General features: G+C 63.0%; 24 protein-coding genes and 1 other RNA gene. 14 read left to right on the top strand and 11 right to left on the bottom strand.

Features of this window, described 5'->3' with window-relative positions; genetic code table 11:
* Positions 1-981 precede the first annotated feature (981 nt).
* The 4 genes from ACF3ND_RS13810 to ACF3ND_RS13825 all read left to right on the top strand — a co-directional run bounded on the left by ACF3ND_RS13810 (position 982) and on the right by ACF3ND_RS13825 (position 4,379).
* Entirely contained in the window at positions 982-1,956 is a 975-nt protein-coding gene (locus ACF3ND_RS13810; protein WP_394061361.1) for a sulfurtransferase, read from the top strand.
* A 34-nt stretch (positions 1,957-1,990) separates the two neighbouring features.
* Positions 1,991-3,097, top strand: a complete 1,107-nt coding sequence (locus tag ACF3ND_RS13815; RefSeq protein ID WP_394061363.1) for a YeeE/YedE family protein — start codon at positions 1,991-1,993, stop codon at positions 3,095-3,097.
* Positions 3,098-3,107: 10 nt separating this feature from the next.
* The gene (locus ACF3ND_RS13820) at positions 3,108-3,272 is read left to right on the top strand and encodes a hypothetical protein (RefSeq protein ID WP_394061365.1); all 165 of its coding nucleotides are present in this window, start codon (positions 3,108-3,110) and stop codon (positions 3,270-3,272) included.
* Positions 3,273-3,410: 138 nt separating this feature from the next.
* Positions 3,411-4,379: a nucleoside recognition domain-containing protein gene (locus ACF3ND_RS13825; protein ID WP_394061367.1), complete on the top strand. Its 969-nt coding sequence runs from the start codon at positions 3,411-3,413 to the stop codon at positions 4,377-4,379.
* 25 nt (positions 4,380-4,404) lie between these two features.
* Here the strand turns inward: ACF3ND_RS13825 and msrA are convergent, their stop codons facing one another.
* Together msrA and ACF3ND_RS13835 are read right to left on the bottom strand one after the other, a co-directional pair.
* Positions 4,405-4,929 (bottom strand): peptide-methionine (S)-S-oxide reductase MsrA, encoded by a 525-nt coding sequence (gene msrA / locus ACF3ND_RS13830; RefSeq protein ID WP_394061369.1) that lies wholly within the window; start codon positions 4,927-4,929, stop codon positions 4,405-4,407.
* Positions 4,926-5,297: a c-type cytochrome gene (locus tag ACF3ND_RS13835; protein ID WP_394061371.1), complete on the bottom strand. Its 372-nt coding sequence runs from the start codon at positions 5,295-5,297 to the stop codon at positions 4,926-4,928. The genes msrA and ACF3ND_RS13835 overlap by 4 nt, the downstream gene beginning before the upstream one ends.
* 81 nt (positions 5,298-5,378) lie before the next feature.
* Between ACF3ND_RS13835 and lgt the strand changes: the two genes are divergently transcribed.
* Positions 5,379-6,167 carry a prolipoprotein diacylglyceryl transferase gene (lgt, locus tag ACF3ND_RS13840; RefSeq protein WP_394061373.1) on the top strand — a complete coding sequence of 263 codons (789 nt, stop codon included), beginning with the start codon at positions 5,379-5,381 and terminating at the stop codon, positions 6,165-6,167.
* Positions 6,168-6,218: 51 nt separating this feature from the next.
* On the opposite strand, the gene ssrS is transcribed toward lgt, so the two are convergent.
* The 3 genes from ssrS to ACF3ND_RS13855 form a co-directional block, all read right to left on the bottom strand.
* Positions 6,219-6,402, bottom strand: a non-coding RNA gene (ssrS, locus tag ACF3ND_RS13845) — 6S RNA.
* Between the two features lie 56 nt (positions 6,403-6,458).
* Positions 6,459-6,770 (bottom strand): cell division protein ZapA, encoded by a 312-nt coding sequence (locus ACF3ND_RS13850; protein ID WP_394061375.1) that lies wholly within the window; start codon positions 6,768-6,770, stop codon positions 6,459-6,461.
* A gap of 3 nt (positions 6,771-6,773) precedes the next feature.
* A complete protein-coding gene (locus ACF3ND_RS13855) occupies positions 6,774-7,178 on the bottom strand; it encodes a hypothetical protein (RefSeq protein ID WP_394061377.1) in 405 nt (134 codons plus the stop codon).
* A 343-nt stretch (positions 7,179-7,521) separates the two neighbouring features.
* On the opposite strand from ACF3ND_RS13855, the gene ACF3ND_RS13860 reads away from it, so the two are divergent.
* Together ACF3ND_RS13860 and ACF3ND_RS13865 are read left to right on the top strand one after the other, a co-directional pair.
* Positions 7,522-7,980 carry a tripartite tricarboxylate transporter TctB family protein gene (locus tag ACF3ND_RS13860; RefSeq protein WP_394061379.1) on the top strand — a complete coding sequence of 153 codons (459 nt, stop codon included), beginning with the start codon at positions 7,522-7,524 and terminating at the stop codon, positions 7,978-7,980.
* Between the two features lie 17 nt (positions 7,981-7,997).
* Positions 7,998-9,503 carry a tripartite tricarboxylate transporter permease gene (locus tag ACF3ND_RS13865; protein WP_394061381.1) on the top strand — a complete coding sequence of 502 codons (1,506 nt, stop codon included), beginning with the start codon at positions 7,998-8,000 and terminating at the stop codon, positions 9,501-9,503.
* A gap of 239 nt (positions 9,504-9,742) precedes the next feature.
* Here ACF3ND_RS13865 and ACF3ND_RS13870 read toward each other — a convergent pair whose 3' ends face one another.
* The 3 genes from ACF3ND_RS13870 to ACF3ND_RS13880 all read right to left on the bottom strand — a co-directional run bounded on the left by ACF3ND_RS13870 (position 9,743) and on the right by ACF3ND_RS13880 (position 13,646).
* Positions 9,743-11,428 (bottom strand): ABC transporter permease, encoded by a 1,686-nt coding sequence (locus tag ACF3ND_RS13870; protein ID WP_394061383.1) that lies wholly within the window; start codon positions 11,426-11,428, stop codon positions 9,743-9,745.
* A gap of 13 nt (positions 11,429-11,441) precedes the next feature.
* Positions 11,442-12,464: an ABC transporter ATP-binding protein gene (locus tag ACF3ND_RS13875; RefSeq protein ID WP_394061385.1), complete on the bottom strand. Its 1,023-nt coding sequence runs from the start codon at positions 12,462-12,464 to the stop codon at positions 11,442-11,444.
* A gap of 144 nt (positions 12,465-12,608) precedes the next feature.
* Positions 12,609-13,646, bottom strand: a complete 1,038-nt coding sequence (locus ACF3ND_RS13880) for an ABC transporter substrate-binding protein (protein WP_394061387.1) — start codon at positions 13,644-13,646, stop codon at positions 12,609-12,611.
* Positions 13,647-13,879: 233 nt separating this feature from the next.
* Here ACF3ND_RS13880 and ACF3ND_RS13885 point away from each other — a divergent pair, with 233 nt between their 5' ends.
* Positions 13,880-14,788, top strand: a complete 909-nt coding sequence (locus tag ACF3ND_RS13885) for an NAD(P)-dependent oxidoreductase (RefSeq protein ID WP_394061389.1) — start codon at positions 13,880-13,882, stop codon at positions 14,786-14,788.
* 7 nt (positions 14,789-14,795) lie between these two features.
* On the opposite strand, the gene ACF3ND_RS13890 is transcribed toward ACF3ND_RS13885, so the two are convergent.
* The 3 genes from ACF3ND_RS13890 to ACF3ND_RS13900 are packed head-to-tail and all read right to left on the bottom strand — an operon-like array spanning position 14,796 to position 17,546.
* The gene (locus tag ACF3ND_RS13890; RefSeq protein WP_394061391.1) at positions 14,796-16,316 is read right to left on the bottom strand and encodes a sensor histidine kinase; all 1,521 of its coding nucleotides are present in this window, start codon (positions 16,314-16,316) and stop codon (positions 14,796-14,798) included.
* Complete coding sequence (locus ACF3ND_RS13895) at positions 16,313-16,999, bottom strand: response regulator (protein ID WP_394061393.1); 687 nt, start codon at positions 16,997-16,999, stop codon at positions 16,313-16,315. Before ACF3ND_RS13895 ends, ACF3ND_RS13890 begins: the two co-directional genes overlap by 4 nt.
* The gene (locus tag ACF3ND_RS13900; RefSeq protein ID WP_394061395.1) at positions 16,980-17,546 is read right to left on the bottom strand and encodes an RNA pyrophosphohydrolase; all 567 of its coding nucleotides are present in this window, start codon (positions 17,544-17,546) and stop codon (positions 16,980-16,982) included. Before ACF3ND_RS13900 ends, ACF3ND_RS13895 begins: the two co-directional genes overlap by 20 nt.
* 65 nt (positions 17,547-17,611) lie before the next feature.
* Here ACF3ND_RS13900 and ACF3ND_RS13905 point away from each other — a divergent pair, with 65 nt between their 5' ends.
* The 6 genes from ACF3ND_RS13905 to tolB all read left to right on the top strand — a co-directional run bounded on the left by ACF3ND_RS13905 (position 17,612) and on the right by tolB (position 23,458).
* On the top strand, positions 17,612-19,348 hold the full coding sequence (locus ACF3ND_RS13905) for a proline--tRNA ligase (protein WP_394061397.1): 1,737 nt from the start codon (positions 17,612-17,614) through the stop codon (positions 19,346-19,348).
* Positions 19,349-19,410: 62 nt separating this feature from the next.
* Positions 19,411-19,836 (top strand): tol-pal system-associated acyl-CoA thioesterase, encoded by a 426-nt coding sequence (ybgC, locus tag ACF3ND_RS13910; protein WP_394061399.1) that lies wholly within the window; start codon positions 19,411-19,413, stop codon positions 19,834-19,836.
* Between the two features lie 2 nt (positions 19,837-19,838).
* The gene (gene tolQ / locus ACF3ND_RS13915; RefSeq protein WP_394061401.1) at positions 19,839-20,513 is read left to right on the top strand and encodes a protein TolQ; all 675 of its coding nucleotides are present in this window, start codon (positions 19,839-19,841) and stop codon (positions 20,511-20,513) included.
* Positions 20,513-20,959 (top strand): protein TolR, encoded by a 447-nt coding sequence (gene tolR / locus ACF3ND_RS13920; protein ID WP_394061403.1) that lies wholly within the window; start codon positions 20,513-20,515, stop codon positions 20,957-20,959. The genes tolQ and tolR overlap by 1 nt, the downstream gene beginning before the upstream one ends.
* Before the next feature lie 51 nt (positions 20,960-21,010).
* Positions 21,011-22,132, top strand: coding sequence for a cell envelope integrity protein TolA (tolA, locus tag ACF3ND_RS13925; RefSeq protein WP_394061405.1), 1,122 nt, complete (start codon positions 21,011-21,013; stop codon positions 22,130-22,132).
* Between the two features lie 15 nt (positions 22,133-22,147).
* Positions 22,148-23,458, top strand: coding sequence for a Tol-Pal system beta propeller repeat protein TolB (gene tolB / locus ACF3ND_RS13930; protein WP_394061407.1), 1,311 nt, complete (start codon positions 22,148-22,150; stop codon positions 23,456-23,458).
* Positions 23,459-23,470: the final 12 nt, after the last annotated feature.

Raw genomic sequence — 23,470 nt, forward strand, 5'->3', positions numbered from 1 at the left:
GGCGATTCCCATTAAGGGATTCGGCCCGCTCATGCCAAGCGCCCACACTTATCGGCTGTTAATTGTTAAAGAGCAGTGACAGTTGCCTGTCGTCCCGGCTGCCTTGGCGTCGCTGAATCAGCGTTGCTGTTGGAGCAGCAGAGAAACGAGATTATGAAGTGCTTCGTGCAGCGTGTCAAGCATTTTTTTGAAGTTCGTTTGAAGTCCATTTCCTTCAAACCGCTTCCTGCCCGACCGGAGCGAACCGCCCCGCTACTGCCTGAACCGCTTCACAAGCCGCAATGGTAAATCCTCAATCCTGAGCACTTAACATTGCCGTCTCGTTTGCAGAACTTCAAACTATAACACAAGAATTTAAATCCGTGCAAGTTTTCTTTTCTGCTTCAGCTCGAACGCTTTCGGTGCGGGCCTCTGGGCCAAGGCGGTGAAAACAGACTGAACCGCTTGCCGCTTCGCTTAGGGAAACCCCCGTTCGCTGCAGCAAGAAAGAAACTATAGCACGGTGTTTTCTCGAATGGCAAGCCTTAGTTCACGTTTTCCACGTAGTTTCCGGCCTCGACATGACCATTCAAACGCAAGCCGCTGATTCTATTGAAACTTCAAGAACATAAATATATGTAACTAAGACGGCGCTTTCCTTGCGGCAACTGATCCGCTACCTACCTACCTACCTACCTACCTACCTACCTACCTACCTACCTACCTACCTACCTACCTTCTATATATAGAGTGAGTGCGACAAGACCGGCGGGTACAGATGCATAACTTACTCCCATGCCTGCTCTATATATAGAAGAGCTAAGTCGACAATGGACCGCGAACGGGGATGGCGGCCGAGTAGATGCAGCGGCCGCCTTTGTTTAATCCTTAAGGAAATAAGCTAATCCCGAAAACATCGTTATTCTCTCTGGCCGTCTTTATTACCATCGTCTTATGTAATTAAAACCATGCTTAGCACCCCGCTTACTATCGAGAGTAATAATGATCAAGCCCATCATCATCTCCCTGGCCCTGGCGTTCAGTCCATTGGCCGTCGCGCCGGTGTCCGCCCAGGCGGCCAGCCCCTCGCAAGCCTCACCCAGCACGGTGGGCCAACCCTTGATCTCGGCCAAGGACCTGGCCGCGCATCTGGACAAAGCAGATCTGCGCATCCTGGACATACGCTCCCCGCAGGAGTATCAGGCCGGCCACGTGCCCGGCGCCGTCAACACTCCTTATGGCGCCTACCGAGGGCCGGCCGACAATGCCGGCGCGCTGCGGCCCGAGGCCGATCTGTCCGCCTTGTTCAGCAAGGCGGGCATCAGCAAGGATAGTTATGTCGTCGTCACCTACGCCGGCGCCAATCCCACCGATTTTGGCGCCGCGGCGCGCGTCTACTGGACGCTCAAGGCCGGCGGCCTGACGCAGCTGTCCATCCTGGACGGCGGCCTGCAAGCCTGGCAATCCGAAGGGCAGGCTCTCAGCACGGAAGCCCCCGAGGTCGCGCCGACCCAGTTCACCTACACCTATAACCAGGACATGGTGGCCAGCACGCAGGAAGTCGCCGACTACATCAAGTCCGGCCAGGCTCCCGTCCTGCTGGACGCCCGTCCAACGCCTTTCTTCAAAGGCGAAAAACGCGTCGATGCCGCCGCTCGCTACGGCACCCTGCCCGGCGCGCGCGAACTGGACTTCAACACCTTCTTCAACAGCGACAAGCCAACCCTGAAGGACAAGAGCGAAATCCTGAAGCTGGTCAAGGAACAGGGCCTGGACGACAAACCCACGGTCTCGTTCTGCAACACGGGACATTGGGCCTCCACCAACTGGTTCGTGTTGTCCGAACTGGCCGGCAATCCCAACGTGCAGTTGTATCCCGAATCCGTAGTCGAATGGAGCCGCAGAGAGCTGCCCATGGACAATCAGCCCTCGCGTTTCCAGGTCCTGAAGCTGGACGCCCAGCGCGCCTTCAACTGATCCCGGCCCACTGCACTCTTTACGTATTTTCATCATGCTTTTTCTGACACGATCGGGCTTCGTCCTGGCCGGCCTCGCATTGATCCTGGGCGTGACCCTGGTCGGCGGGCTGCGCCAGGGACTGCTGGCCCTGCTGGGCATCGGTTTTGGCGCCGTGCTCCAAGGCGCGCGCTTCGGCTTCACCACGGGGTGGCGCAACTATATAGAACGGCGCGACCCGCAAGGCATCTGGGCCCAGATGCTGCTGCTGGTTCTGGCGGCGGCATTCACGCTGCCATTGATCGCGGACAGCGGCGGCGAGCTGGTCGGCGCTGTCGCGCCGCTGACCTTGAGCCTGGTGCTGGGCGCCTTCCTGTTCGGCGCCGCCATGCAGCTGGCCGACGGCTGCGGCTCGGGCACACTGTACAAAGCCGGCGCCGGGGCTCCCATTTCCTTTGCCGTGCTGCCCGCCTTCGCCATAGGCAGCTTTTTCGGCGCTTCGCACCAGCCCGCCTGGATCGCGCTGGGGGGGCTGCCCGCAGTGGACCTGAACCAGACCCTGGGCTGGCCCACCGCCCTGCTGCTGACGGTGGCCGGCTGCGCCGCCGTGGCTTGGCTGGTCGGCCGCGGCGCACGCCGCCACCAGCAGAAAAATGGCGTCACGCCCGCCAAGTGGGCCATGCGCTGGTGGATGGGCGCCTTGCTGCTGGCCGTGCTCTACCTGATCCACATGGTGGTCGCCGGGCAGCCCTGGGGCATCGTCTACGGCATCGGGCTATGGGGCGCCAAGGTATTTTCCGCATTGGGCTGGTCGCCGGCCGGCGACGCCTTCTGGGGCGTGGCCCCACATGCCCAGCGCCTGGCCGAGCCCGTACTTGCCGACGTGACCTCGGTGACCAACTTCGGTCTGATCCTGGGCGCCATGGCGGCCTCCCGCTGGAACCACCCAGCCGAATTCAAGGCTCCGGCCGCACGCACCCTGTGGGTTGGCGCCGCGGCCGGCCTGGTCATGGGCTACAGCGCGCGCATGGCTTTCGGCTGCAACGTCGGCGCCTTCCTGGGCGGCATCGCCTCGGCCAGCCTGCATGGCTGGGTCTGGTTCGCCCTGGCCTTCGCCGGTTCCATCCTGGGCGTGCGCATCCGACGCCGCGTCAATCCCTGAGAGGCACCCCATGAGCAAAACCTCCTTCCGCCTGATCACCAGCGTGTTCTGGCTGCTCGTCGTCCTGCTGGTCGCCCTGGACAGCCTGCAGCCGCGCCCTTATCGCCCCGAACCGCCGCCCATCGCCCTGGGCAGCGGCCAGGCCGCCAGCGGCGGCCATTGCTCCGGTCGATGAACACAGGATCACCGCCCCGCCCGGGGCGGTTTTTCATTGCAAGAACCACACATTCCGAAAGGCCGTCCGCGGCGCGCGCACGGTGGCCCGGCGCTCTGTGCTAGCATCTGCGAAAAGCCCCCTCTGCAGTCCGCCTCCATGCTCAATTACCTACATACCACCCTGCTGCGCAGCATGCGCATGTTCTACACGGTCGCCCGCATCATGCTGCCCGTCATGATAATCGTGCGGGTCGCCGCTCAACTGGGGCTGGTAGACATGGTCGGCCGATTCATCGGCCCCTTGATGGCCCTGGTGGGCCTGCCGCCCGAGGCGGGCATCGTCTGGGCGACCACGGCGTTGGCTGGCATTTACGCAGGCATAGGCTCTCTGGCCGCCCTGGGCGACAGCCTGAGCCTGAACGCCGCCCAGATCAGCATATTGGGCAGCATGATGCTGCTGGCTCACAACATGCCGATGGAACAGGCCATCGTACGCAAGGCGGGCGCCAGCTTCTGGCTCACCGCCGGCCTGCGCCTGGGGTGCGCCGTTCTCTACGCCGCGCTGCTGGCCTGGCTTCTGCCCGCCGCCGGGCTGCTTCAGGAACCCGTTTCCCTGAGCTGGCTGTACGGCCAGGCCAGCGCCAGCCAGGGCGGCTGGGAAGGGTGGAAAGATTGGCTGCTGGGCACGGCCGGCTCCTTGCTGATGACCTGGCTGATCATACTAGGCCTGTTGATCGCGCTCTCCGTACTGGAGAAGATCGGCTTCACGCGGGTGCTGACCCGCCTGCTGTTGCCGCTGCTGCGCTTCTCGGGACTGGAGGAGCGCGTCGCCCCCACCACCACGGTAGGCGTACTGCTGGGTCTAAGTTACGGCGGCGCACTGATCATCGACGAATCGCGACAGCAGAACTACAGCCCGCGCACGCGCTTGCTGGCCCTGTCATGGTTGTCCTTGTGCCACTCCCTGATCGAGGACACGCTGCTGATCATGGCGCTGGGCGCCAATATCTGGATCGTCGTGGCCGGCCGCATCGTGCTGACGCTGCTGGTCGTGGGCCTGATGGCGCGCCTGACCCTGCCGGGCACGCCCCTGTACCGGCGCTACCTGGCCGGCGCCGGCAGTTGAGCGCAGGCGGCTCCTGTCGAGCCGTTCATTCGAGCAGCGCCTGAAAGCGCTGGCGGAATTTGTGCAGCTTGGGCGCGATGACCATCTGGCAGTAGCCCTGGTTGGGATTGCGCGCGAAATAATTATGGTGGTAGCTTTCCGCCGGCCAGAATGTGGAACTGTCCAGGACATGCGTGACGATGGGCTGGTCGAATTCGGCCTGCAGTTCCTCGATGACCTCGAAGGCCAGCCGACGCTGCTCCTCGTTCTGGCAGAATATGGCCGAAGCATACTGCGGACCGACATCGGCGCCCTGACGGTCGGGCGTGGTGGGGTCGTGCGTCAGGAAAAAGACGTTCAGCAAATCCCGGAAAGAAATGACCTCGGGATCGAACTCCACGCGCACCACTTCGATATGCCCCGTCTGCTTGCTGCAAACCTGCTCGTACGTGGGCTCGTCCACATGACCGCCACAGTACCCCGGAACGACGGACTCGACGCCTCGCAGCGCCTGAAAGACCCCTTCCGTGCACCAAAAACATCCACCACCTAAAACGGCTGTTTCTTTCATGGAGACTCCTTCGTTGACGTGTCGGCCAGTTCCAGCAACCAGGCCGCGATGGCCCGCGCCTGTTCGACGCTGACCCTGTTCTGCGCAGGCATGGGTATGGCTCCCCAGTTGCCCCGGCTACCCTGGCGGATCTGTCTTTCCAGATACGCCGCGGCGGCCTGCCGGTCGCCCTGCGCATAGCGCTGGGCGATTTCCTGGAATGGGGGTCCGACCCGTTTCCTGTCCACCTGGTGACAGGACAGGCATTGCGTCTGCAACAGGGCTGTAACTGATACCGTATCAGCCTTTACGCTAGGATTAAAGCCGGCCAGTGAACAAAGCACTACCAATGGTAAACAGGATGCCCAAGAAGCGGAGCGCGTCATCATCCTTCCCTTACAATTTACCGAGGCCCGGCAGTGGGCCGCATTCGAGCTATTATCTGACATTCACCTCTGTAGTGGGCAAGCATGTTGATACACCCGCAGTTTGATCCTATCGCCATACAGATCGGCCCCGTGGCGATCCATTGGTATGGCCTGATGTACCTGATCGGTTTCGGCCTGGTGTGGCTGGTGGGAACGGCTCGCATCCACGCCGGCCAGACCGCGCTCAGCCGCAAGGACCTGGAAGACCTGATCTTCTATTGCGTCTTTGGCGTGGTGGCCGGCGGGCGGCTGGGCTATACCCTGTTCTATCAGCCTTCGTATTATCTGTCCCATCCGCTGGAGATCCTGTATGTCTGGAACGGCGGCATGTCCTTTCACGGCGGACTGATCGGCGTGCTGCTGGCCATTGCCCTGTTTGCGCGCTTGCGCCAGCGCCGTTTCCTGGAAGTCAGCGATTTCCTGGCCCCCCTGATCCCGCTGGGCCTGGCTGTGGGCCGGCTGGGCAATTTCATCAATGGCGAATTGTGGGGTCGTCCCAGCGACGTACCCTGGGCCATGGTGTTCCCCCAGGTGGATGCAACGCCGCGTCATCCCTCCCAGCTCTACGAAATGGCGCTGGAAGGCATCGTCCTGTTTCTGCTGCTGTGGTGGTTCTCGCGCCGGCCCCGTCCGGTCGGGCAGGCCAGCGCCCTGTTCCTGATCGGCTACGGCGTGTTCCGCTTCGGCGTGGAATTCACCCGCGAACCCGACGGCTTCCTGGGGCTGCTGAGCGCAGGCTTGTCCATGGGACAATGGCTGTCGGTACCCATGATCGTCGCGGGCCTGATCCTGTTCGCAGTGGCCGGGCGCCGTCGGATCCAGCATACCTAGAGGTCCTGAAAGATACGAAAAAGCCACCCGCAGGGGTGGCTTTTTCGTGGTAGGTGCCCCGCCATTGCCGTCTAGACCGGCATCCTGGAACCGGAGGTCCAAGATCGGCTGTCATCAGGCCAGCTTCGGGTTCATCGACGAGGACGATCGCTCCTACTGGCCAATCCAACAACCTGAGTGCCATAAGCATTGGTTCAAGGAATGTATGGTCGTGTCACGAACACGGCAGGGACTTACTGGTATGAAAAGCGGCTTGCCGGAAACTGCGAGCAAGCCGCCTTCAAATTCGGGCTAGCGCGGCGTAGCGGATGGACCGAGCAACTGGTCTATCATGCCGTGCATGTCTTCAATTTTACGCTTGAAATCGCCAAAAGCAACATTGGCGAGCGGACCATCAGGCGCCTTGGCGGACAAAAGCTCGCTGGCGATCTGGATGGCGGCCATGACGGCAATGCGTTCGTTGCCGGAAATGCGGCCGGATCCCTTGATGGATTGCATGCGCTGATCCACCAGCTTGACCGCATCGAGCAGCTTGGCTTTTTCCGAAGGCGGGCATGCCAGGGAATAATCCCGGCCCAGGATGGAGATATCGACTCGTTCCATGACTTACTCCTGTACGGCGCCGGGCAGTCGCATGAGGATGGAGCCGACCTGGTTGCGGGCCTGCTCGGCCACTTCGCGCAGGACGCCCAGTCCCGCCTGGGCGCTGTCCAGCTCCCGGCGCAGCGCCTGCACGCGGGCCTGTTCCTGCTCCAGCAGGCTTTTGAGTTCGCGCTGCTCGGCTTGCGCCTGCTGCTGCACCAGATCCAGCTGACGCTGATGCGAAGCCACGCCGCTGGACAGGGATTCGAATTCGTCCTTCTGGCGCTGATTCTGCTGGCGCAGCGCTTCCAGCTCCGCCTCCTGATTCTTCAGGCGAGCCAACAAGGCAGAGCGCTCAGCCTGTAGCTGGCGCGACTGCTCAACCAGTTGACCGATGCGGTCAGCGAGAAAATCGAGATCTTGCAACATGGGCGTTATCGTAAACCATAGGCGGCGTTAGTGGGTAGAGGGAATTTCATACCAATCATAACCTTTCACCCTTCTTTCCATTACCTTTCAAACTTCTTTCAAGGCGCCTGATTATCGGCGTCCAGCGCTCCGGAAAACCCCTAGATTTGAAAATTTTACGGGAAAACCCCTAAAAACTAAGCGCTAGCTGGGGTTTTCAGCCCCCGAGCCCTCCATTACCATGCGTCACCCCTGCAGAATGGAACCGGCATTGCCAGGGGGGTGAAGCCGGGCTCCAACATAAAGAGACAGACACAGGAAATGAGGAACAACATGCTCAAAGCAGACAAGGAGAATCCACCCTATGCAACTCAGAAATAAACAGGACTTCTGGTCCGGCATCATGTTCGTGGTGCTGGGCGCCGGCTTTGCCTTGGGGGCAACCAGTTATTCCATGGGAACGGCCGCCCGCATGGGCCCAGGCTACTTTCCCTTCTGGCTGGGCGTATGCCTGAGCGTGCTGGGGGCCATCGTCGCGCTGGGCGCCATGTCGCCCAAGGCCGAGGAAACCGAAGTCGAGAAATTCGACTGGAAGATCGCCATCGTGATCATCGGGGCCGTCGTGATCTGCGGCGCCGCCCTGAACTACCTGGGCGTGTACATCTCCATCTTCCTGCTGGTGGTGCTGAGCAGCTTTGCCAGCCATGAATTCAGCTGGCCTGTCGCGCTGGGCGCCGCCATCTTCCTGGTGCTGTTCGTCTGGCTGGCATTCATCAAGGGCCTGGGACTGGTGTTCCCTCTGTGGCCGACCTTTCTGGCATGAGCGCGGAGTGAACGGACATGGAATTATTTGACAATCTCATGCTGGGCTTCTCCGTGGCGGTCACGCCCGAGAACCTGGCCTATGCACTGCTGGGCTGCCTGCTGGGCACCCTGATCGGCGTGCTGCCCGGCATCGGCCCGGTACCCACCATCGCCATGCTGCTGCCCATCACCTACGTGCTGCCGCCCGTGGCCGGCCTGATCATGCTGGCGGGCATCTACTACGGCGCCCAGTACGGCGGATCGACCACCGCCATCCTGGTGGCCTTGCCGGGCGAGACCTCCGCGGTGGTGACGGTGCTGGACGGTCACCAGATGGCGCGCAATGGGCGCGCCGGCGCGGCGCTGGCCATCGCGGCCCTGGGCTCCTTCTTCGCAGGCTGCTTCGCCACCGTGCTGCTGGCGGGCTTTGCGCCGCCGCTGGCCGAAGTCGCCTTCAAGTTCGGCCCCGCGGAATACTTCTCCCTGATGGTGCTGGGCCTGGTGGGCGCCGTGGTGCTGGCCTCCGGCTCGCTGCCCAAGGCCATCTGCATGATCCTGCTGGGCCTGCTGCTGGGCATGGTGGGCACGGACGTGAACTCCGGCGTGGCCCGCTACGACTTCGGCATTCCCGAGCTGCAGGACGGCATCGATTTCGCCGTGGTCGCCATGGGCGTGTTCGGTTTCTCCGAGATCATGAACAACCTGGAGCTGCGCGATCAGCGCGTGGAAATCACCGACAAGGTCGGCTCGCTGTACCCCAACAAGCAGGAGTTCAAGGAAGCCTGGCCTGCCGTGGTGCGTGGCACCGCCATGGGCTCGTGCCTGGGCATCCTGCCCGGCGGCGGCGCTGTGCTCTCCTCCTTTGCGTCCTATACGCTGGAGAAGAAGATCTCCAAGAACCCCGAACGCTTCGGCAAGGGCCATCCCGCCGGCCTGGCCGGTCCGGAGTCCGCCAACAACGCGGCCGCCCAGACCTCCTTCATTCCGCTGCTGACCCTGGGCATTCCCGGCAACGCCGTGACCGCCCTGATGATCGGCGCCATGACCATCCACAACATCCAGCCTGGTCCGCAGGTGATGACCAGCCACCCCGAACTGTTCTGGGGTCTGATCGCCTCCATGTGGATCGGCAACCTGATGCTGGTGATCCTGAACCTGCCGCTGGTGGGTCTGTGGGTGAAGCTGCTGAAAGTGCCTTACCGCCTGCTGTTCCCCGCCATCCTGGTGTTCTGCACGGTCGGCGTGTATTCGCTGAACTACAACGTGTTCGATATCTGGGTGACCGCCGCCTTCGGTCTGATCGGCTACATCTGGTCCAAGCTGCGCTGCGAAGGCGCCCCCCTGCTGCTCGGCCTGGTGCTGGGACCGATGATGGAAGAGAACTTCCGCCGCGCCCTGCTGCTGTCCCGCGGCGACTACACCACCTTCGTCACGCGTCCGCTGTCGCTGTCGCTGCTGGTGCTGGCCGCCCTGCTGGTGGTGATCGTGGCCCTGCCGGCCGTGAAGAAGAAACGCGAAGAGACCTTCGTGGAAGAGGACTGATCCAGCGTCTTTCCGGCAATGGAGCAAAAAGCCCCCGCACATGCGGGGGCTTTATTTTTGTGGCTTCACCTTACATGGTTTTCCCTGGTCCCTCTCCGAACCCGAACGAATTGTGAGCCGTTCAGAGGACCAACCCTGTCATCGCTGCGGACGCAAGCCCACGAGAGCATGCTGCCCGAAACCACGGGTGCGCCCGCCCAGGCACGAAGGCCTGGGCAGATACAGGCGGAACACGGACGCTAGATCGTCCCCTGCCGCCGCTTATAGAAATTGCCTATGTACATGGCCAGCAGCACCAGCGCGGTGGAGATCAGGATCATGATGATCCCCAGGGCGGACAGCTTGCCCCACAGGCCGTCTTCGGCGTAGCTCAGGATCTGCACGGCCAGCACTTCGGTGCCCGGACGGGACAGGACCACGGAGACCGTCAGTTCGCGGATGTACATGGTCGCCATCAGGATCCAGGCCGACACCACGCCCGGAATCAGCAAGGGGACGATGATGCGGCGCATGGTGGTCAGCGAACTGGCCCCCGACACCAGCGAGGATTCCTCCAGGTGGGCGTGGACCTGCACGAAGGCGGCCGACAGCGGTCGGATGCCGTAAGGCAGGTAGGCCGCGATGTAGGCCAGCAGCAAGGCGGTCAGGGTCGCGTAGAGCGGCGTCTGGACGAAGAACCACATGAAGCCTATGCCTATCACGATCCCGGGGAAGGAGAAGGACAGGAAGCTCAGGGTGTCCAGCAGGCCCGCGGCGCGCGTGCGCAGCTTGACGACCACGTAGGCGACGAACAGGGACAGCAGCACGCCCAGGGTAGCGCCCACCACGGCCAGGAACAGGCTGTTCTTCATGGCCACCTTGGACAGCGGATCCTGCAGCACGTCGATCCAGTTGGCCCAGCTCATCATGGAGAACGCCTTGGCGCTCGGGACCATGGAATAAGGGATCATGGACGTGTACAGCAGCACGGCCACGGGCAGCACGATCATCAGGATGCTGATGATGCCGACCACGATGAACAAGGGTGCCTTGGCGCGGCGCAATTCGATCAGGGTAGGCTTGAAGCCCCGGCTGGAGATGGTCACGTACTTGCTGCTCTCGGCCGTCAGGTAGCGATACAGCACGATCAGTCCGATGGAAGCGGACAGCACGCTCATGCCCAGGGCGGCGGCCTTGCCGTAGTCCGGGGCGAAGCCGGTGGAGATCATCTCGAACAGATAGGTCGCCAGCACGTCGACCCGGCCGGGCGTGCCCAGCACGCGAGGCACCGCGTAGGAAGCCAGACTGCGCACGATGGCCAGGATGAAGGCCGCGAGGATGGCCGGACGCAGGACCGGCAGGGTCACCCGCACCAGGGTGCGCCAGACGCCGCCGCCGAACACGCGCGACGACTCTTCCAGCGAGACGTCGAAGGACGCCATGGCGGGCGCGATGATCAGATAGGCGATGGGCATGTTCAGCAAGCCCTCGACGAGAATCATGCCCCACAGCGAATAGATGTCCAGCGGCGCCTCCTGCAGGCCGAAGGTGTTCTGCAGCATCATGTTGAGCAGGCCGTTGGACGGATTCAGCAGCAAGGCCCAGCTGACGGAGAACAGCAGGTGCGGGATCATCATCGGCACGATGGACAGCACGGTGAACAGGCCTTTCATGGGCATGTTCGTGCGGGTGTTCAGATAGGCCAGGAACACGGCCAGGACCGTCGAGAACAGCGATGAGCCCAGCACGAAGATCACCGTGTTGACGGTGACTTCCAGCAGGAAGGGATCGGTGTAGGCGGCCACGTACTTGGCCGTCGTGAAGTTTCCGAAGGCCGTCAGCCCCTGCGAAAAACTGCCCAGCAGCAGCATCAGCACGGGGCACAGGGTCAGAAACCCGACGACGACGATCAGCGACCAGGTCAGGGGAGTTCGAGTCTGATTCATTTCTGGCAATCCTTTACGCCGACAGCAGCATGCAGTGGGCGGGATCCAGATTGAAGCGGACGGTGTCGCCTTCCTTGACCTGTACATCCGGATTGATGCAGACCAGCAGGCGCTCCTTGCCCACCTCGACTTCCGCTTCGTAGACTTCGCCCACGAATTCCAGGGCGCGCACCCGCCCTTCGAACAGGTTCTGCCCGGCGGCGGGCGCCTGGCCGCTGACGCGTATGAATTCAGGACGGATGCACAGGGTCACGTCCGCCCCCACGGGCAGATCGCGCTTCTTGCAATGCAGTCGGCCCAGTTCGCACTGGATGACCGTGGCTTCGCCGCCCTGCTCCAGCACCGTGGCGCTGATCTGGTTGGCGCGGCCGATGAAATCGGCCACGAAGCGGTGGTCGGCATTGAAATAGATTTTCTGCGGCGAACCGATCTCGATGATGTGGCCGCTGCGCATGACGGCAATGGAGTCGGACAAGGCCAGCGCCTCGACGCGGTCGTGGGTGACGTAGACCGCCGTGATGTCCAGCTTGCTCAGGAATTCGCGCAGCTCCTTGCGGGTTTCCTCGCGCAGCTTGGCGTCCAGGTTGCTGAGCGGCTCGTCGAACAGGATGACCTTGGGTTCGGCCACCAGCGCGCGCGCCAGGGCGACCCGTTGCTGCTGGCCGCCGGACAGGCGCGTGGCCGAGCGCTGCTCCACGCCTTCGAGCTGGACGAACTTGAGGATGCGCATCACCTTGTCGCGGATGACATCCTTGCGCTCGCCGCGAACCTGCAAGGGGTAGGCGATGTTGTCGAACACCGACATGTGGGGCCAGATGGCATAAGTCTGAAACACCATGCCCAGGCCGCGCTTTTCCGGAGGAACGGCGATGTTCTTTTCCTTGGACCAGACGACTTCGCCGCCGATGCGGATTTCGCCTTCGTCAGGCGTTTCCAGGCCGACAATGCAGCGCAGCAAGGTGGTCTTGCCGCAGCCGCTGGGGCCCAGCAGGGTGAAGAACTCGTTGGCGGGAATGGTCAGATTGATGTTGTCCAAGGCCCTGAAACTTTTTCCTTCAGAGACATAGTTCTTGCACAGGCCCGTGATTTCAATTTGCATGGTGAAGTGAGTAATTCCGTAGAAACGCGGCGAGGCGCGTAGGCGCCTCGCTCGCAGGTAATGAACCGATGGTGCGCAGTATCAGCGTACTGCGAAGATGCGACTGAACTCGCGCCCCCAGCGTGTGAGCTCTTCATCGCTCAAGTCGCGGATGGGCAGGACCTCGGCTTTGTCCATGCCCGGAACCGGTGGATGCACGCCCGGCGCCAGCACGTATTCGCCAACCTTGTTGGCCATGATGCCCATGGCTTCGGCGCCAAGCCAGTAATCCATGAACACGCGCGCGGCCTCGGGGTGCGGCGAATTCTTGGTCAAGGCGATGGCGCGCGGCGAACCCAGCAGCGGCTGGCCCGACATCGGCCCCCAGGCCAACGGCGCCGGGGCCTTGGTGACGATGTATTTGGGCATGGAAATGGCGATCAGCTTCTCGCCGCTTTCGATGGGCGCGGGGGTGGGGCCGAAGGATGCCACGAACATGGGCTTGTTGGCGGCCAGGCCTTTGACGAACTGCATCCATTCGTCTTCGCTCTTGAAGACCTTTTCCTTCAGACCGATCAGCCAGCCAATGGTGGAGGGGTGGTTGGACGGGTTGGCCATGACGATCTTGTCCTTCCACTTGGGATCGGCCAGGTCTTCGTAGCGCGCCGGCGCATCTTCGGGTTTGACGTGGTCCGTATTGTAGATATAGGACACGTACTCGATGCCGAACTGAATGATGGAGTCATCGGCCGTCGCCCACTCGGGGTAGCCTTGCAAAGCGTCCGACCGGTAGGGAGCCAGCACGCCCTGCTCCTTGAGCAACTGCAGCATGGGCAGCGGGGCCTGGATCACGTCGGCCATCAGCTTGCCGGCGTTGAATTCGGTCAGGATGGTGGGAATGAACTTCGAACTGGAGATGCGGGTGTACTTGCCTTCGATGCCCTGGGACTGCTGCAGGGCTTTCATGATGGGCTCGACCGCCGTGATGTTGGCGTAGAACACGGCCTGGCCCTGGGCCTTGGCCTTTTCCAGCAAGGCGCTGTCGGCGGCCCAGGCCGCGAGCGGCAAGCCGCTGGTCAAACCCGTGACGCCGGCGGCACCCGCCAACTTCAAGAAACGGCGGCGATCAAACGTAGTCATGGCAGTCGTGCTCCATTTATTCAGTTAGGTGGTAAATATATAAAACAAGTAATAATCAAGTTCAGCAGGCCTCATTATGCCCAAACCCTCGGCGTTTGCAGAGCACTTGTCCGGGTCCCGTCCGCCAGATCAGCCAAACGCATACTCCGCTTTTCCGTTCAGGGGCTGCCAGTGCGCGGCTCCTGCGCTAAGCTTTGCGCTTGAATCTTAAACCGCAGACAAGGAACACCGCCATGACCGCTTCCATCCAGCCCAAGACCTATGACTCCACCGCCCCGCAACGCGTGGCCTTCATCGGACTGGGCGTGATGGGCTACCCCATGACCGGGCATCTGGCCCAGGCCGGGCATCACGTCACCGTATACAACCGCAACCCGGCCAAGGCGCAGCAATGGTGCGCGCAATTCAAGGGAGCGCTGGCGGCCACCCCCGCCCTGGCGGCCGCGCAGGCAGACGTGGTGATGGCTTGCGTCGGCAATGACGATGATCTGCGCGCGATCTTCCTGGGGCCGGACGGCGCGCTGGCGGGCCTGCGTCCTGGCGCCCTGTTCATCGATCACACCACGGCGTCGGCCCAGGTAGCCCGGGAGCTGGGTGAACAGGCCGAGAAAGCCGGGGTCGCCTTCGTGGACGCGCCCATTTCGGGCGGCCAGGCGGGCGCCCAGAAAGGCATGTTGAGCATCATGTGCGGCGGACGCCCCGAAGATGTGGAGCGGGCGCGCCCTCTCATGCAGGCCTATGCCCAGGCCAGCGCCTACATGGGTCCGCTGGGTTCGGGACAATTGTGCAAGATGGTGAACCAGATCGCCGTGGTGGGCTTGCTGCAGGGCCTGGCCGAAGCCATGGCCTTCGGCGAGCGCGCCGGGCTGGACATGGAGCAGGTGCTGGCCGTGCTGACCAAGGGCGCGGCGCGCAGCTGGCAGATGGAGACCAAGGGCCCCACCATGCTGGCGCGGGACTTCAAGCCCGGCTTTACCGTGAACTGGATGCTCAAGGATCTGGGCCTGGTGCAGCAGGAGGCCCAGCGCAATGGCGCCCGCCTTCCCGGCACCACCCTGGTTCAGCAGCAGTTCGAAGAGATCGCCCGCCAGGGCGGGCTGGACCTGGATATCTCCAGCCTGTTCTCCCCGCTGGCCCGCTAGCGGCGGATCAGTGCAGCGCCTCCGGCGGCGCCGGGGGAACGTAACGCGGCAGGCGCAAGGTTGCTTTCAGGCCGTAGCCGCCCATGTCGTTGGGCTCGCCATCCGTCAGCACGATGGTGCCGCCGTTGCGCTCGGCATAGGCCAGCGCGATGGCCAGGCCCAAGCCGGAACCCGATCCCCGCCCGCCCTTGCGGGACGGGCCGCCGCGGTCAAAGCGCACGAACACGCTTTCGCGCAGGCTGGCCGCCAGACCCATGCCGTTGTCGCTCACGCTGATCCAGGCCTGGTGTTCGTCATGGCCGGCCGACACCGTGATGGCGCTGCCGCTGCCGGCGTGATTGATGGCATTGTGGACCAGGTTGGCCACCGATTCGTGGATTTCCGCATCGCTGGCGTAGACCCAGACCGGCGCCTGTTCGCCGTCTTCGCGAGGCGCGATCCAGCCCAGATCCTGGCGCCGCTCGCGCGCCAGCGGCAGATACTGCAGGACCACCTCGCGCCCAAGGCCGGCCAGGTCCACCTGGCCCTGCACCATGGACGTGTTGTGGCTGGCATGCGCCAGCGCCAGCAACTGCTCGGTCAGGCGCGTCGCCTGCCCCAACTGCTTGATGATGGCCCCCAGGGACTCGCGCACCCGCTCGATGTCCGGCTCGCGGCGCGCATACTGCGCCTGGGTGTGGATGATGGCCAGGGGCGTGCGCAACTGATGGGAGGCGTCGGCCAGGAACTGCGCCTGCCTGTCCAGCACCTCCCGGTACAGTTCGATGTGATGATTGATGGAACGCACCAGCGGCACGACTTCGCGCGGCACATCGCGCACGTCCAGCGGCTGCAGATCATCCACGCTGCGGCTGCGCACTTCCTGGCGCAGCACCTGCAAGGGTCTCAAGGCCCAGGCCACCGCGAACCACACCAGCAGCACAGCCAGCACCAGCATGCGCAGATTGCGGAAAAGGCCTTCGCGCCAGGCTTCCTGCTGGGTGCGCAGGCGCAGATCCATGCTCTCGCCGACGATCACCAGGACCTGGCGATGCATGCCTTTGTAGTGCAGGTCGCGCCACAGGGCCACCATGCGCACGGTATCGTTGCGAAAGAAAGCGTCATAGAAGACGGGCACGCCCTCGTGGTCCGCCAGGCGCTCCGGGCGCGGCAGGCCCTCCATGCCCAGCAGCGTGCGTCCCTTCAATTGCAGCGCGTCGGCCCCGCCCAGATTGCGCACCAGCGGAGTGACCTCCTCCACCCGGAAGTACTTGCGATTGCCCGGCCGGGATTCCAGCATCACCTGGGCATAGAAAGGGGGATCGATGCGCAGGCTGCCGTCCGCATTGAACTCCACGCTGGTCTCCAGCACCTTGGCCGGTTCCAGCAAGGCGCTGTCATACACGTTTTCCGTGACATCGTTCATGGCCAGGTAGTCTTCCCAGCTGTCGTACAGCAAGAGGGCGACCACGCCCGGTATCAAGAGGACGAGCAGCCAGAACCGCAGGCCGCCCTGCCAGAAGCCAGGAGGGGAAGACGGCGCCGTCATGGAAGGTCGGATTCCGTCTCGACCACTTCCAGCATGTAGCCAAGGCCGCGCACCGTCACGATGTGGACATCGCTATTGGCGAGCTTCTTGCGCAGGCGATGCAGCACCACCTCGATGGCGTCGGGGCTGGCGTCGCTGTCATGCTCGAACACCCGGGCAAAGAGCTGGGTTTTCTCCACCGGCATCCCTGAACGGCTGATCAGCGCCAGCAGCGCGGCATGTTCGCGCGGGGTCAGGTGCAAAATGACGTTGTCCAGGGAAAAGGCGCGGCTTTCGGGCTTGTACTCCAGCGAGCCGCAGGCCACGGCCGGGGCCACCCGCCCGCGGCTGCGCCGCACCAGCGCCGTCAGCCGGGCTTCCAGCTCTTCCAGCGCGAAGGGCTTGGTCAGGAAATCGTCCGCCCCCAGGTTCAGTCCGCGCACCCGATCCTGCAAGGCGCCCTGGGCCGTCAGGATGAGCACCGGGGTCTGGTCGCCGCGTTCGCGCATCTCGCGCAGCAACACCAGCCCGTGCTTGTCGGGCAGGCGCAGGTCCATGACGACGGCGTCGTATTCATGGGCGGCCAGCAGGGTTTCCGCCGTCCGGGCATCATGCGCGGGGTCCGGAAGAAAGCCGCTTTGCGCCAGGGCGCGTTCCAGCCATGCGGCCATCTCCCGTTCGTCTTCAACCAATAGTATGCGCATGATCCCTGCTGTCGAGTTTCTCGGAGCCTGCCGCATTCTGCAGGCGCTGGCGCAGATACCGGTTTTCCTGGCGGCGCCGGAAAAGAATGTCCGACAGCTCGTTCAGGGCCTGCTTGTAGACTTCCCGCTTGAACTCGATGACGGAATCGAGCGGAACCCAATACTGGCTCCAGCGCCAGGCGTCGAATTCCGGGGAGTCGGAAGTGCGCAGGCAGACATCGCTGTCGCGCCCCACCAGCCGGAGCAGGAACCAGATCTGTTTCTGGCCTTTGTAATGGCCACGCGCATCCCTGCGCACATAATTACTGGGTACGTTATAGCGAAGCCAATCTCGCGTCCGGCCTAATATGCGGATGTGTTCAGGCAGCAAGCCGACCTCTTCGTGCAATTCGCGGTACATCGCCTGAACGGGTGTTTCACCGTATTTGATACCGCCTTGCGGGAACTGCCAGGCATGTTCCCGGATACGCTTGCCCCAAAAAACCTCATTCTTGCGATTAACGAGGATAATTCCGACATTAGGACGGTAGCCTTCACGATCTAACATAGGCCACCTCTATACGAATTCAATACAATTACGTCTGATTATACGTACCTGATGAGCTCCCTACCATGCATGCTAGCCAGTATCACATCAATACCCTGAAAGAAGCACCCACCGAAGCCGAGGTCGCCAGCCACCAGCTCATGACGCGGGCCGGCATGATCCGCAAGGCCGCCGGCGGCATCTATACCTATATGCCCATGGGCCTGCGCGTACTGCGCAAGATCGAAAACATCATCCGCGAGGAAATGGACCGCTCGGGCGCCATCGAACTGCTGATGCCCGTGGTCCAGCCCGCCGAACTCTGGGTGGAGTCGGGTCGTTGGGAAAAATATGGCGACGAACTGCTGCGCATCAAGGACCGCCACCAACGCGATTTCGTGCTGCAACCCACCTCCGAGGAAGTGATCACCGACATCGCCCGCAACGAGATCCACAGCTGGCGCCAATTGCCCGTGAACTTCTATCACATCCAGACCAAGTTCCGCGACGAGCGCCGTCCGCGCTTCGGCCTGATGCGCGGGCGCGAGTTCATCATGAAGGACGCCTACTCCTTCGACCGCAGCGCCGAGGCCGCGCAGGCCAGCTACGACATCATGTTCGATGCCTACATGCGCATCTTCCAGCGCCTGGGCCTGACCTTCCGCGCCGTGGCGGCCGACACCGGCTCCATCGGCGGCTCGCGCAGCCATGAGTTCCAGGTCATCGCCGACACGGGCGAGGACTTGCTGGTCTACAACCCCGACTCCGACTACGCCGCCAACATCGAGCTGGCCGATGCGCCCTGCCTGCTGGCCGAGCGCGCCGCGCCCGCCGAGGCTCTGGTCAAGACCGCCACGCCCGAGGCGCCCAAGTGCGAACTGGTCGCCGAGCAGCTGGGACGCGAGCTGTCCGCCACCGTGAAGTCCGTGGTCCTGGCCACCGACGTGCAGGAAGACGAGCAGACCCGGACCACCATTTACCTGCTGCTGGTGCGCGGCGACCACGAAGTCAACGAAATCAAGGTCTCCAAGCTGCCCGGCTTCGAGCAGGGGCACCGTCTGGCCACCGAAGAGGAAATCGTGGCCGCCTTCGGCTGCAAGCCCGGCTACCTGGGCCCCATCGGCACCCGCCAGCCCGTCCAGGTCATCGCCGACCTGACCGTGGCCAACATGAGCGACTTCATCTGCGGCGCCAACGAGGAAGGCTTCCACTACACGGGCGTGAACTGGGGCCGCGACCTGCCCGAGCCCGTCAAGGCGGACCTGCGCAACGTGGTGGCCGGCGACCCGGCGCCCGAAGGCGGCAAGCTGGCCATCCAGCGCGGCATCGAAGTGGGCCACGTCTTCTTCCTGGGCGACACGTATTCGCGCAAGCTGCAGGCCACCTTTTTGGAAACCGATGGTAAACCCGCATTGATGCAAATGGGCTGCTATGGCATCGGCGTGAGCCGCATCGCCGCGGCGGCCATCGAACAGAACCACGACGAGCGCGGCATCATCTGGCCGCGCGCTCTGGCTCCGTTCGAAGTGGTCATCTGCCCGATCGGATTCACCAAGAGCGAAGCCGTGCGCCAGGCCGCCGAAGCGCTCTACGCCAGCCTGAAGGATCAGGGCGTGGACGTCATCCTGGACGACCGCGACGCGCGTCCCGGCATCATGTTCGCCGACTGGGAGCTAATCGGCGTGCCGCTGCGCGTGACCATCGGCGACCGCGGCCTGAAGGAAGGCATGGTGGAACTGCAGGCCCGCCGCGACGAGGCCAGCACCCAGGTGCCCGTGGCCGACATCGCCCGCGTGGCGCTCGAGCGCCTGGCCACGCTCTAAGCCCATCCTCGCCGGCGGACGTTCGCGTGCGCCGGCGAAGCTCAAACTCTCTTACCAACGACATGCTTATTGACAACTGGGGCTCCGAGGCCCGCCTCGATATTCGCGTATATTACGAGGACACGGATGCCGGCGGCATCGTGTACTACGCCAACTACCTGAAGTTCTTCGAGCGTGCGCGCACGGAGTGGCTGCGGTCCCTGGGCGTGCATCAATCCGACGTGGCCGAGCAGATTCAACGCCTGTTCGTAGTCAAGAAGGTTGAAATACAATACTGCAAACCTGCCCGGCTGGACGATCTGGTCTCGGTGCGCAGCCGCATCACCCATATCGGGGCGGCCACGATCAATTTCGAGCAGCGCGCTCTGCTGGACGGGGAACTGTTATGCCACAGCACCATCCAAATTGTTTGCGTTGACGCTAAAACGCTTCGTCCAAGCAAGCTGGACTCTGACTTACGTACACTCTTGGAAAAGGTTCAGGACTGACCATGCAAGCTTCTAGCGACCTGTCGCTGCTTTCGCTACTCATCGATGCCAGCATTCCCGTTCAGCTCGTGATGCTGATCCTGCTGGGCATCTCCATTCTTTCGTGGGCCTACATCTTCAGCAAGCGCGCCGCCCTGAAACGCACGCTTGACCAGACCCGCCGCTTCGAGGACGACTTCTGGGCAGGCGGCGACCTGGCCGTGCTGCAGCAGTCCATCGCCTCGCGCCGCGCCGAACACGGCGCCCTGGCCCGCATCTTCGAGGCCGGCATGACCGAATTCATCAAGGCCCGCCGTACCCAGCCCAACGGCATCGCCCTGCTGGACGGCCCGCGCCGCGCCATGCGCGCCAGCTACCAGCGTGAAATGGACACGCTGGAGACGCATCTGAACTTCCTGGCCTCGGCTGGATCGGTCAGCCCGTATATCGGCCTGCTTGGCACGGTCTGGGGCATCATGCACGCCTTCATCGGCTTGTCGGGCATGCAGCAGGCCACCCTGGCCTCGGTGGCGCCGGGCATCGCCGAAGCCCTGATCGCCACGGCCATCGGCCTGTTCGCCGCCATTCCGGCGGTGGTGGCCTACAACCGCTTCACCAACGAGCTGGATCGCATCTCGATACGCTTCGACAGCTTCATCGACGAATTCCTGAACATCTTGCAGCGACAGGTGCACTGATGCCATCGATGCGTGGAAGCACCGGCCGCTCCGGCCGGCGCATGAAAAACGAAATCAACGTCGTTCCCTATATCGACGTCATGCTGGTGCTGCTGGTGATCTTCATGGTCACTGCGCCCATGATCACTCCCGGCCTGATCGAGCTGCCTTCGGTGGGCCAGGCCTCCGACGTGCCGGCCAAGCCGGTGGAACTCCAGGTGGACAAGGACGGCAAGCTGGCCATACGCCTGCGCGAGCCTGGTTCCGAGTTCATGACCATCGAGAAGTCCACCCTGCTTGCCGAAGTGCGCTCGCGCATCCAGCCCGACAGCCCGGTCGTGATCGCGGCCGACGGCAAGGTCCCCTACGAGACCGTCATGGGACTGATGGACGAATTGCGCTCCAACGGCATCACCCGCCTGGGCCTGCTCGTGGACCAGAACAGCGACGCCAATGATCGCAAATAACACCAGGCCGGACGCGCCCGCAGGCGCATCCGGCGCGAAGACCTGAACTGAATGAAGCAGAGAACTCGCAATACCCGCAATCCGGCCCAGCTCACTCCCGAACAGAGGGAAGACCGGCGCGGCCTGCTGATCGCCCTGGGTCTGCACGGGCTGTTGCTGCTCGCCATGCTGGCGGGCCTACTTTTTTCCGCGCCCAAGACGCCCAACGCGGTGCAGGTCGAACTGTGGATGGACGGCGTGGCGCCGGACGCCGCCGTGAACGCGGATCCTGAAGCGCCTGAAGCCGAACCCGAGCCGCAGCCCGAACCGGAACCGGCGGCCGAACCCGAACCTCAGCCCCAACCCGCGAAACCGGAGCCCCAGCCCGAGCCGCCCCCTCCTCCGCCGCCCGAGCCTCCCAAGGCTACGCCCCCGGCCGAACCCGAGGTCGACCCCGAGATCGCCCTGGAGCAGGCACGCAAGGAACGTGAGAAAAAAGACCGCGAAGAACGGCTGGAGCAGGAGCGCCAGGAAAAGCTGCGCCAGGAGAAACTGGCGGCCGAGCGGCGCGAACGCGAACTGAAGGACAAGCAGGAACAGGAACGCAAGGCCAAGGCGGAAGCCGAGGCCAAGGCCAAGGCAGAGGCCGAAGCGAAAGCCAAGGCGGAAGCCGAAGCCAAGGCCAAGGCAGCGGCCGAAGCGAAAGCCAAGGCGGAAGCCAAGGCCAAGGCAGCGGCCGAAGCCAAAGCCAAGGCGGAAGCCGAGGCCAAGGCCAAGGCGGCGGCTGCCGCCAAAGCCAAGGCCGAGGCCGAACGCAAGGCCAAGGAAGAGGCCTTCCGGCGCGCCATGCGCGAAGGCGCTCCAGGCCGCCCCGGCGGCACGGCCGACCGCAACCAGGCGGGCGGCGGCGGAGGCGATGGCGGCTATGCGGCCAAGGTGCGCGCCTGCGTGCAGCCCGGCGTCATCTACAACACGCCGGCCCGCTCGGAAGTGCGCGGCAACCCCACGCTCCAATACCGCGTCGATCTCAATCCGGACGGCACGCCGGGCCGGGTGCAGATCAAACGCTCCTCCGGTATCGCCCAATTCGATGATGCCGTATCCAAGGGACTTGCCCGATGCAGTCCTTTCCCCAAACCGCCCAGCGGGAAGTATCCATCGTATATTGATGGTGAGTACCGCATGTTCGATTAATCAGGAGATTGCATAATGACCGCCGCTACCCCAGCCATAGCGACAGTACGCCGTCATTGGCGAGCCATGGCCACCGGACTGTTCGCCATGGCCGCCGGACTGTTCGCCAGCCAGCCGGCCCAGGCCCAACTGCGGGTCGACATGTCCGGTGTGGGTGCTACCCAGTACCCGATCGCGATCGCCGATTTCGCCGATAACCCGGCCACCCAGTCGCTGGCCGAAGTCATCCGCGCCGACCTGACCCGCTCGGGCCAGTTCCAGCTGATCAACGCCGCCGGCGCCAACCTGAACGCCGAAAGCACCATCGCCTACGACGAATGGCGCAACCGCGGCGCCGACTACCTGGCCTACGGCTCGGTCGCCCAGACCGGCGGCCAGTATTCCGTCAGCTACCGCCTGGTGGATTCGGTACGCCAGACCCAGCTCGACGGCGTGGCATTTGCCGGCAGCGAAAAGGAGCTGCGGCGGATTTCGCATCAGATCGCCGACCGCATTTATGAAAAAATTACGGGCATACGCGGGGTTTTCTCCACGCGATTGGCCTACGTGTTGCAAACCGGCAACAGCTATGAGTTACAAATTGCAGACGCCGATGGCCAAAATCCGCAGGTAATGTTGCGTTCCCGACACTCAATCATCTCGCCGGCCTGGTCGCCTGACGGCAAAAAACTGGCCTACGTGAGCTTCGAGAACGAGAAACCTGTGGTTTATGTGCAAACTTTGGCCACCGGACATCGCGAACCGCTGGCCAATTTCAAGGGCAACAACAGCAGCCCAGCCTGGGCTCCAAGCGGCAATCAGCTTGCAGTTGTGCTCTCCAGGGACGGAATTTCGCAGATCTACACGCTAAATGCGGACGGCTCCGGACTGCGTCGCGTGATGCGCTCGCCGCTGATCGACACTGAACCGAGTTTTACGCCGGATGGCAACTCCCTTGTGTTCGTCAGCGACCGTGGCGGCGCGCCCAACATTTACAAAGTCGGTCTGGGCGGGGGCGACGCTCAACGCATAACCTTCAACGGGAGTTACAATATTTCACCGGAGGTCTCTGCGGACGGTACTAGCCTTGTATACGTCACACGTAGAAACGGCGCTTTCCGAATTGCCACCCAAGACATGGCAACCGGGTCAGAGCAGCTGCTGACGGCAGGTCCCGACGATCAGTCTCCGAGTTTTGCCCCTAATGGGATGCAGATCTTATATAGTTCTGTTCAGGGGGGCCGTAGTGTCCTAGCTGTCACATCTGTGGACGGTCGCGTTCGTCAGACCCTCTCCTCTCTGAATGGCAAAGTACGCGAACCCACCTGGGGACCATTTACCAACTGACATCCTGTGTGA

Origin of the sequence: Alcaligenes sp. WGS1538 (assembly GCF_043187505.1) — a bacterium.
GTDB lineage: Bacteria > Pseudomonadota > Gammaproteobacteria > Burkholderiales > Burkholderiaceae_B > Alcaligenes.